Raw genomic sequence first — 10,737 nt, 5'->3', positions numbered from 1 at the left:
ATCTGGACCCTGCTGGTGACCGGCCTGACAGCCGTGCTTCACAGTTTCACGGCCAAGGCGTTGTATGGTTCGGGGCAAAGCTCGCAGGAGTACAAACTGACCGTAACGGCTCTGGTCACGCCGACCCTGGACAATGTACTGGACGCCGACAATCGGGAAGTGCCGGAAGGCACCGAAACCGTCAGTACTTCTTTGAAACTCAGGGGAACAGCGAGCAAGGGCCACGAGGTTGAAATCTATGATGGCAGTGGCCAGAGCGCTGTACCCAAGGGCAAAGCAAAGGCCGATGAAACGACGGGAATCTGGGAACACACGATTGACGTAGCACCGGGCGACCGTCGTTTGTCTGCTAAATCGCTCTATCACGGTGCAGATATCTTTTCGAACCCGCGAAACCTGAGGGTCGTGGTTCCGCCGACTTATGAAAATTTTGAGACTGGAACTATTGGGGCTTATCCAGTGAATAGCGTATTAGACTTTCCCACCATGACGGTAAAAGTGACCAACGACAATTTGAATATAGCTTTGGCAACCACCAATGTTTACTCACCACAAGTCACTTTCAAGTACCTCTACCTCACCGAAAGAACAGACTTAAGAATAACTTTAAAATCTTCAGCAAGTCGCATCAGCATCGGAGCTGTAATCAATGGAGCCGGTGGAAGCTTGGTAGATTTTTATTATTACGACGAGAATGATGAACTGATTACTCTTGCATCCTCAGCTATTGGGATTAAATGGGTTGAATATTCCGCACCAACCGGCAAAAAAATAAAGTATTTAGGCATTAAAAATAAAGCAAACCCCCATATACAAATATTTTTGGACAACTTTACAATAACTTATTAAGGGTAAAAGGGGGACGCATTTATATAATAGCCCCAACCCTGAATCCCACGCTCCCGTTCAACCGGGAGCGCGTTTTTTTCGTTCAATTCAAGCTAACACGCTTGTTGAAGTATGTTTAAAGTTATGTCCGCAAAGCCACGCAACCTTGCGCCTTTGCCTACGCATCCGCCAGAATCCGCCGGCTTGTGCGCCTTGGGGGGCGGGTTCTATTGTTTGGCGGTCGCTGAAAAACAGCGATCGGGTTTAGCGATCCGGCTCCATACAGACGCAACAACGCCCAATCCCGATTGCAGTCTCTTCTCTGCACTTGGCGTAATGGTGGCTGTGCGTGGGAGACCTTCGGGTCTACCCGGGGTTTCTGTGACCCGGATCGCTAACCTGCGTACAGCCGCCACCTTTACTTGTTTAGCGATGAGTCGTGGCGGCCAAATCCAATCACGGAGATTCGCCATGATCAAACCAACGCCAAACCCGCCGGAAGCCGATTCGACTTCGCCCTACGAAACCCTCGATTCAAAGAAATTCCACGAAGCCGCCGAGCGCGCCCTCGATCACTACCTCAATCCCCTCCTCCCCCGAAAACCGCTGCTCAAACCCAACACCCGCTACCTCATCGCTCCCGGTATCGACAGCGAAGAACTGCTGGCCGACGCCTGCGAAACCCTGACTTCGGCCAAGACCATGGCCAATGACTTCGCCGGGTTGGTGGACGGCTCGCAGCGGCATGTGTTGTTGGGGATTGCGCAGCTGATCATGCTGGGTGAGCTGGCGGTGAATCGGGTGCTGGATAATCTGGAGTTGAAAACCGAGACGGCGGTGTAAAAAAGGTAAATGCACTGTCCCGAATAATGCGTGACAGACATGACGCCTTCGTCGGATCGCCGCCCGGGGCAAGCCCGCTCCCACAGGTACGGCGGCGTAATTTAAATGTGTGTTAGACGCACGACCTTGCTCCGGCGGCGATCCGACGAAGGCTCACTCACAGGCAACCCATCACTTGCGGCATGAAAAACCCGCCGTCCCGTGTGATCGGGGCGGCGGGTTTTATCGTTTCAGCCCTCAGTTACACCGTATCCACCTTCAACGAATGATCATTCAGCATGCCGTTGATGATGGTCGCCGTGTCGTGCCCGCTGGCGATCAACCCACCCGCCCCCGGCGTCACACCGTAGTGGCTGGCGAGGTTGACGCCCGCCAGGTCGATGGTCTGGTTCGGCGTGGCGCCGGCCATGGCGCTCACGTCGATGCTGGTGACCACCGACGCGCCGCTGCCGGTGACGGTGAAGTGCAGGTAGTCATCCAGTGACGCCGACGTGCCGTTTTCACCTTGCAGCAGTTGCGACAGGTCGAGCTTGTCGGTGCCTGGAGTGAAGTCGGTGACGAGGTCATGACCGCTGTTGCCCTTGAGCCACTGGAAGGTATCGGCGCCCGGCCCGCCGGTCAGGGTGTTGTTGCCCATCCCGCCGATCAGCAGGTCGTCACCGCCGCCGCCATTGAGGATGTCGTTACCCAAACCGCCATTGATCACGTTGTTATTGTTGTCGCCGGTGAGGCTGTCGTTGAAGTTCGAACCGATGAGGTTTTCGATGCCGGTCAGGGTGTCTGTCCCGGCGCCAATGGTGTTTTGCGCACCGAGCAGGCCGAGGTTGACCGTCACCCCGGCGGTCGCGTGGGCGTAGCTGGCGGTGTCGATGCCGGTGCCACCGTCGAGCAGGTCGTTACCCGGGCCGCTGTAGAGCAAGTCGTTGCCAGCGCCGCCGTGCAGTTCATTGTTGCCGGAGCCAGCGGTGAGCACATCGTTGCCGTCGCCGGCGTTGATGATGTTGTCGCCGGTGCCCGCCACCAGTACGTCATCGCCCGAGGTGCCGGTGAGGGTGTGGCCGTCCTGATAGCTGATGGTCACGTTCGCCGTGTCGCTGCCGCCATGGTTGTCGTTGGCGGTGTAGGTGCCGTGGTAGTCCGGGGTGATGTCGTGGGCCCCGGCGTAGTTGAGGGTCATGGTCAGCTGGTAGTTCTCCGCCGCGTTGGCGTTGCTGCCCGTGGTGTTGCTGATGTTGGTGATGTGGATCTGGTAGACGCCATCGGACGTCGCGGTCAGGGTCTGGCCGTCCGCGAGGGCAATGTAAGCGCCGCCGTTGATCGAGTACTCCATGGTGATGTGACCGGCCGCCAGGTTGTGGTCCAGGTTGAGGGTTTCGCCCTGGCGCAGGTTGACGGTGATGCGGTCTTCATCGTTGGCGTTGGTGTTGGTCACCGCGCCGAGGTAGCCGCTGACCACCAGCACGGCGGTCATGGTGGCGGCGTTGGCGCTGAACGCATTGCGCACGTTGGCCAGGTTCTGGTTGGCGGCGGTGTTGGCGTTGGTGCCGGTGAAGCTGATCGCGCCGCTGCCGGTGAAGTCTGCCGATCTGGAGACCCAGCCGGTGTTGAACGAGGTCGGCGTGGCGTTGAGGGTGTCGCCGTTTGGGTCGGTGTCGTTGGCCAGCAACAGCTCGCCCGGCACCACGATGTTGCCCGACAGCACGTTGGTGATGATGTGGTCGTCCGCCGCCACCGGAGGCGCGTTGGGGATCACTTTTACGGTCAGCGTCGAACTGGCGAGGTCGCCGTCGTTGTCGCTTAGGGTGAAGCCGATGTTTTCGGTGATCACCACGGCGGTGGTTTTTTGCGAGGTGTAGCTGTAGTCGCCGGTGTCGAGGTTGATCACCAGGGTGCCGCTGTTGTTGGTGGCGATGCTCAGGGTGTTGTTCACCGTGTTGAACGTGCCGTGGTTGGCGCCGCCGCTGGCGACCAGTGAACCCTGACCGCCGTTGGCTTTCGGGTCATAGGTGTAGGTGGTGCCGTCGACCACGATGGATTTGATGAACCCGCCATCGGCGCCGAACGTACCGCCCTCGCCGATAAACGAACCAGTGACCGGCGCGCCCTCTACGGTGCCGGACAGCACCGAGTTGAGCTGGTTGAGGTCGGTGACCACCACCGCGTTGGTGTTGGTGTGCGTGATGCCGTCGTACGCCAGCGGATCGAGGTTGGCGTTGCTCACGCCGCTGCCCAGGCCGATCGCGTAGTTCTTGATGTTGTTGGCATCGAGGAACGCCTTGAGCGTCGCTTCGTCGGCGGTGCCGATGTCACCCTCGTTGGGTTTGCCGTCGGAGAAGAAGTAGCCGACGTTCTGCGCCCCGGTGAGTTTGCCCGAGGTGTTGAACGCGTTGTACATGGTTGCCACGGCAGCGTCGTAGTTGGTGCCGCCGCCCGCGCTGAGGCTGGCCAGAAGGGTCTTGGCCGTCGCGACATCGACCCACACCGAAGTGCGGTCGGTGGCGTTGCTGCTGAAGGTGACGAGCTGCACTTTCACATCACCCAGATCGTCGTACTTGTCGAGCAAGGCGCTGATCGCCTGCTTGGCCAGTTCCAGCCGCGACAGGCCCGGCACGCCGGAGGCGTCGGCCATGCTGCCGGAGATGTCGAGGACGATGAGGATGTTGGAGTCGATCTCCACCGCCGCCACCGAACGATCCGACACCACCGCTTTTGGCACGTCGTCGACGATGTTGACCACGATGTTGCTGGTGGTGCTGTTGCCCAGCGCATCGGTGGCTTTGTAGGTAAAGCTTTCGCTCAGGGTGTTCGGTCCGTCGTTGGCGTTCGGCGTGGTTTTCGGCGCCGAGGTCAGGGTGTAGGTGTAGGTGCCGTCGGCGTTGAGCTGGATCTGCCCGTAAGTCCCGGTGGCGCTGCCGACCAGGGTGTAGGTGATCGCCCCGCTGCCGCCGCTGACCGAACCGACCAGCGTGCCGGTCGCGGTTTCGCCGGTGTTGCCCGGCTCGCTGCCGGTGACCGTGCCGGGGGCCAGGTCTTGGCCGTCCTGGGTCAGGTCGAGGGCTTTTTCGTAGACGGTCACGTCCTGATCGGTCGAGGCCACGAGTTTGCTGTCGGCGACGTTGACGGTGATGGTGGTGGTGCTTTCGTCGCCGTCACTGTCGCGGATGGTGTAGGTGAATGTGTCGGTGGCGCCCGGCGGGCTCACCGAGTTCGGGTTGCTGTGATAGACCGCATTGCCCGCCGCATCAAGGGTCAGGTAACCGTAATTGCCGTTGATGTTGCTGTTGAGGCCGCCGATGGCCGAGGTCGCGGTGTTGCCGCCGGCGCGCACGCCGACCACGATCGCCGCGCCATCCGCGCCACTGATGTCATTGCCCAGCACGCTGATGTTGACCGTGCCGCCCTCCGCCACCGAGCCGGTGTCGGCCTTGGCGGTCGGCAAGTCATCGATGATGTTGACGTTGATTTGCCCGGTCGCAGTGCTGCCGTCGGTGTCCGTCGCCACCACGTTGAAGTTCTCGGTGAGGCTGTTGGCACCGTTGGCGTTCGGGTGGGTTTCGTTATCGACGAGGGTGTAGCTGTAGCTCACCACGCCGGTAGTCGGGTTGTAACCGGTGATGGTCAGCGTGCTGCCCAGCGGGGTGACGGTCGATTGCGGGAAGCCGGCGGCCACGCCGTTGGTCATCACGGCGATGCCACCCACGGTCAGGGTTTGCAGACCGTCGAGCGCGGTGACGGTGAAGGTGCCACTCTGGGTCAGCGCCGGGGTGTCGGGACTGGTGCCGTCGCTGAGGTTTTTTTCGTAGACGGTGAGTTCGCCGCCATACACGTCGAGACCGTTGAGGACCACCGGATCGTCGTTATTGTGAATGTTCAGCACCAGGTTGGCGGTGCTGGTGTCGCCATCGGCATCGGTCAGGGTGTAGGTGAAGGTCTCGGTGCCGTTGCCACCGCCGTGCAGATTCTTGAAGTCTGCATCGTTGGTGTTCAGCGTGTAGGTGTACGTGCCGTTGGCATTCAGCACCAGGGTGCCGTAAGTGCCGGTGAAGGTGCCGGGGGTGATCGGGCCGGCATTCGGGCCGGTCACCACCACGTCGGCGCCTTGCACGTCGTTGGTCAGCACGTTGCCGTTGAGGGTCAACTGGGTTTCCGACGCGGTGCTGGCGTTGCTGTCGTTGATCGCCTTCGGCACGTCATCGACGATGCTGACCACGAGGGTGCTGGTGACGACGTTGCCCAGCGAATCGGTGGCCTGGTAGGTGAAGGTTTCGGTCAGGGTGTTGGCGCCGTCATCGGCGTGCGGGGTGGTGCTGGCCGGTGAGGTCAGGGTGTAGGTGTACGTGCCGTCGGGGTTGAGCACGATCTGCCCGTAGTTGCCGGTGGCGCTGCCGACCAGCGCATAGCTGATTGCACCGACCGCGCCGGTGACCGAGCCGACCAGCGTGCCGGACGCGGTTTCCCCGGTGCTGTTCGGATCGCTGCCGGTGACCGTGCCAGGAGCCAGATCCTGGCCGTCCTTGGTCAGATCGAGGGCTTTTTCGTAGACGGTGACGTCGGTGTCGCTGACCGCGCACAGTTTGCTGTTGTAGACGTCGATGGTAATGGTGGTGGTGCTTTCGTCACCGTCGGAATCGCGCACGGTGTAGGTGAACACGTCCACCGCACCCGGGCCGCTCACGGCATTCGGGTTGCTGTGATAGACCGCGTTGCCGTTGGCGTCGAGAGTCAGGTAACCGTAAGTGCCGTTGATGTTGCTGTTGAGGCCGCCGATGGCCGAGGTCGAGGTGTCGGAGCCGGCGCGCACGCCCACTACCGCGCCACTGGCTGCCGGGCCGTCGGCGCCGCCGATGTCGTTGTCCAGCACGTTGCCGCTGACGGTGCCGCCCTCCTGCACCGACGTCGCGTCGGGTTTGGCGGTCGGCAGGTCGTCGATGATGTTGACGTTGATCTGTCCGGTGGCGGTGCTGCCGTCGGTGTCCGTCGCCACCACGTTGAAGTTCTCGGTGATGCTGTTGGCGCCGTTGGCTGTCGGATGGGTTTCGTTATCCACCAGGGTGTAGCTGTAGCTGACCACGCCCGTGGCCGGGTCGTATCCAGTGATGGTCAGCGTGCTGCCCAGCGGGGTGACGGTCGATTGCGGGAAGCCGGCCGCGACACCGTTGGTGATCACGGCAATGCCACCCACGGTCAGGGTTTGCAGACCGTCGAGGGCAGTCACCGTGAAGGTGCCGCTCTGGGTCAGTGCCGGGGTGTTGGGGCTGGTGCCGTCGCTGAGGTTTTTCTCGTAGACGGTGAGTTCGCCGCCGTTGACGTCGAGGCCGTTGAGGTACACCTGATCGTCGTTGTTGTGGATGTTCAACACGAGGTTGGCGGTGCTGGTGTCACCGTCGGCATCGGTGATGGTGTAGGTGAAGGTCTCGGTGCCGTTGCCGCCGCCGTGCAGGTTTTTGAAGTCTGCATCGTTGGTGTTCAGCGTGTAGGTGTACGTGCCGTTGGCGTTCAGCACCAGGGTGCCGTAAGTCCCGGTGAACGTACCCGCCGTGATCGGGCCGGCATTCGGGCCGGTCGGTACGCGGTCGGCGCCTTGCACGTCGTTGGTCAGGACGTTGCCAGTCAGTGTGAGATTGGTTTCCGAAGCGGTGCCGGCGTTGCTGTCGTCCACGCCTTTTGGCAGGTCATCGACGATGTTCACGTCCAGCGTGCCGTTGGCGGTGGTGCCGTTGTCATCGACCACGGTCACGGCGAATTGCTCGTTGAGCACATTCGCGCCGTTGGCATTCGGGTGCGCTTCGTTGTCGACCAGGGTGTAGCTGTAGCTGACGACGCCGGTGGCGGCGTTGAAACCGGTGATGGTCAGCGTGCTGCCCAACGGAGTGACGATGGATTGCGGGAAGCCTGCGGCCACACCGTTGGTGACCACGGCGATGCCGCCGATGGTCAGCGTGGTGACGCCGTCCAGCGCGGTGATGGTGAAGGTGCCGCTCTGGGTCAGTGCCGGGGTGTTGGGGCTGGTGCCGTCGCTGAGGTTTTTCTCGTAGACGGTGAGTTCGCCGCCATTCACGTCGAGGCCGTTGATGATCACCGGATCGTCGTTGTTGTGAATCTGCAGCACGAGGTTCGCGGTGCTGGTGTCGCCGTCGGCATCGGTGATGGTGTAGGTGAAGGTTTCAGTGCCGTTGCCACCGCCGTGCAGGGCTTTGAAATCGGCGTCGCTGGTGTTGAGGGTGTAGGTGTAAGTGCCGTTGGCGTTCAGTACCAGAGTGCCGTAAGTCCCGGTGAAAGTGCCGGCGGTGATCGGGCCTGCGTTTTCACCGACAGGCACGCGATCAGCGCCTTGCACGTCGTTGGTGAGGACGTTGCCGCTCAGTGTGAGATTGGTTTCCGAAGCGGTGCCGGCATTGCTGTCGTCCACGCCTTTTGGCAGGTCGTCGACGATGTTCACGTCCAGCGTGCCGTTGGCGGTGGTGCCGTTGTCGTCGACCACGGTGACGGCGAACTGCTCGTTCAGCACGTTGGCGCCGTTGGCATTCGGGTGCGCTTCGTTGTCGACCAGGGTGTAGCTGTAGCTGACAACGCCGGTGGCGGCGTTGAAACCGGTGATGGTCAGCGTGCTGCCCAACGGAGTGACGATGGATTGCGGGAAGCCTGCTGCCACGCCATTGGTGACCACGGCGATGCCGCCGATGGTCAGCGTGGTGACGCCGTCCAGCGCGGTGATGGTGAAGGTGCCGCTTTGGGTCAGGGCTGGAGCGTCAGGGCTGCTGCCGTCGCCGAGGTTTTTCTCGTAGACGGTGAGTTCGCCGCCATTCACGTCGAGGCCGTTGATGATCACCGGGTCGTCGTTGTTGTGGATCTGCAGGACGAGGTTCGCGGTGCTGGTATCGCCGTCGGCATCGGTGATGGTGTAGGTGAAGGTCTCGGTGCCGTTGCCGCCGCCGTGCAGCGCTTTGAAGTCGGCGTCGCTGGTGTTCAGCGTGTAGGTGTAAGTGCCGTTGGCGTTCAGCACCAATGTCCCGTAAGTCCCGGTGAATGTGCCGGCGGTGATCGGGCCTGCGTTTTCACCGACAGGCACGCGATCAGCGCCTTGCACGTCGTTGGTCAGGACGTTGCCGCTCAGTGTGAGATTGGTTTCCGAAGCGGTGCCGGCATTGCTGTCGTCCACGCCTTTTGGCAGGTCGTCGACGATGTTCACGTCCAGCGTGCCGTTGGCGGTGGTGCCGTTGTCATCGACCACGGTCACGGCGAACTGCTCGTTCAGCACGTTGGCGCCGTTGGCATTCGGGTGCGCTTCGTTGTCGACCAGGGTGTAGCTGTAGCTGACAACGCCGGTGGCGGCGTTGAAACCGGTGATGGTCAGCGTGCTGCCCAGTGGCGTAGTCACCGATTGTGGGAAGCCTGCGGCCACACCGTTGGTGACCACGGCGATGCCGCCGATGGTCAGCGTGGTGACGCCGTCCAGCGCGGTGATGGTGAAGGTGCCGCTTTGGGTCAGGGCTCCCGAGTCCGGGTCGCTGCCGTCGCCGAGGTTTTTTTCGTAGACGGTGAGTTCACCGCCCTCGACGTTCAACCCGTTGATGATCACAGGGTCGTCGTTGTTGTGGATCTGCAAAACGAGGTTGGCGGTGCTGGTGTCGCCGTCGGCATCGGTCAGGGTGTAAGTGAACGTCTCGGTGCCATTGCCACCGCCATGCAGGTTCTTGAAGTCCGCATCACTGGTATTGAGCGTGTAGGTATAGGTGCCGTTGGCGTTGAGCACCAACGTGCCGTAAGTGCCGATGAAGGTGCCGGGGGTGATCGGGCCGGCGTTGTCGCCGACAGGTACACGGTCGGCGCCCTGCACATCGTTGGTCAGCACGTTGCCGGTCAGCGTCAGTTGAGTCTCTGTCGCCGTACCGTTGTTGTCATCGAACGCTTTCGGCACGTCGTCGGTGATGTTGACGTCCAGCGTGCCAGTGGCGGTGTCGCCATTGCTGTCGCCGGCGATCACGGTGAATTGTTCGCTGAGGTTATTGGCACCGTCGCCCGCCGCGTGGGTTTCGTTGCCATTGAGGGTGTAGCTGTAGCTGACCGTGCCGGTGGCCGGGTTGTAGCCGGTGATGGTCAGGGTGTTGCCCAGTTGCGTGGTGATCGATTGCGGGAAACCGATCGGCACGCCACCGACGATCACGTTAATGCCGCCGATGCTCAGGCTGCTCAGACCGTCCGGCGCCGACACCGTGAAGCTGCCGGTCTGGGTCAGCGCGCCAGGGTTGGCAGCGGAACCGTCGGGCAGATTGGCTTCGTTAAGATTCAATTCGCCACCGGCAACAGACAGCCCGGTGAGTGTTACCGGGTTGTTGACTGGCGGTGGTGGTGGGGCGATCGGCGTGGTGTCGTCACCGTTGTCGATCACCGCGTTGTGGCGTTCTTCGGGAAACTCGGGAATGCCATTGAAACCGGCGGTGGGGAAACCGATGACCGGATCAACCCGGCCGGCCACTTCGGTCAGCAACACGAAACTGTGCCCGCCACCCAATGCGCCCGGCGCACCACCGGTGGCTCCAGGGCCCGCCGCCGTCGCTTCGGCGGATTGGGTCGGGTCATCGCCGGCGGCAATGGCTTTCTGGATCTGTTCGACGTCGGTCAGTTGCGACTCGCTCGGGGTCACCGCTTCCGGTGCATTGACGTGAGCCGCCTGATCGGCGAGCAACTGGCCGGTCATGGTCAGGCTGCTGTCGCGGCCGAGGGTCAGTTCCTGGCCGTTTTGCAGATGAACGGCAACCGCCCCCTGCGCCCCGGTGATCAATTGATCCCCTGCAAACAGACGATCGCCTTCGACCAGTGCGCGACGAGTGCCGTCCGCCGACTGAGCGAAAACCTGACCAATGACTTTAGTGACGATCCCGATGAGCGTTGCCATGTGCATTCCTCCGCTGCCGACCACCGTCGGCGCTGGTTCGCGAAGCAGCCCATGGCTCAAGCGGGTTGTCGGGGCGACGCTCGCACCTCGACAGTTCGTTTCGCAGGTTGTGCAGGTTCAGAAACTCCAGCGCAATCAAGCACTTGGAATCTCTGTTCGCTGCAGCAGGC

At 61.6% G+C, this 10,737-nt stretch carries 2 protein-coding genes and 1 pseudogene; 2 read left to right on the top strand and 1 reads right to left on the bottom strand.

Annotated elements, in window-relative coordinates:
* Together ACKUG4_RS27275 and ACKUG4_RS27270 are read left to right on the top strand one after the other, a co-directional pair.
* Window positions 1-849, top strand: a pseudogene (locus ACKUG4_RS27275) (hypothetical protein); the annotation flags it as partial.
* Between the two features lie 450 nt (window positions 850-1,299).
* Entirely contained in the window at window positions 1,300-1,671 is a 372-nt protein-coding gene (locus tag ACKUG4_RS27270) for a DUF6124 family protein (RefSeq protein WP_445435221.1), read from the top strand.
* A 241-nt stretch (window positions 1,672-1,912) separates the two neighbouring features.
* Here ACKUG4_RS27270 and ACKUG4_RS27265 read toward each other — a convergent pair whose 3' ends face one another.
* Complete coding sequence (locus ACKUG4_RS27265) at window positions 1,913-10,567, bottom strand: retention module-containing protein (protein ID WP_445435220.1); 8,655 nt, start codon at window positions 10,565-10,567, stop codon at window positions 1,913-1,915.
* Between the last annotated feature and the right edge of the window lie 170 nt (window positions 10,568-10,737).

The organism is Candidatus Pseudomonas auctus (genome assembly GCF_048654275.1).
In the GTDB taxonomy this organism is placed as follows: domain Bacteria; phylum Pseudomonadota; class Gammaproteobacteria; order Pseudomonadales; family Pseudomonadaceae; genus Aquipseudomonas; species Aquipseudomonas pharyngis.
Note: the sequence above shows the minus strand (reverse complement) of the source record. Positions and strands in the feature narration are given on the sequence as shown.

Coding starts and splice junctions, on each gene's coding strand:
- ACKUG4_RS27265 (WP_445435220.1), bottom strand. CDS start 10,567: ATGGCAACGCTCATCGGGATCGTCACTAAAGTCATTGGTCAGGTTTTC.
- ACKUG4_RS27270 (WP_445435221.1), top strand. CDS start 1,300: ATGATCAAACCAACGCCAAACCCGCCGGAAGCCGATTCGACTTCGCCC.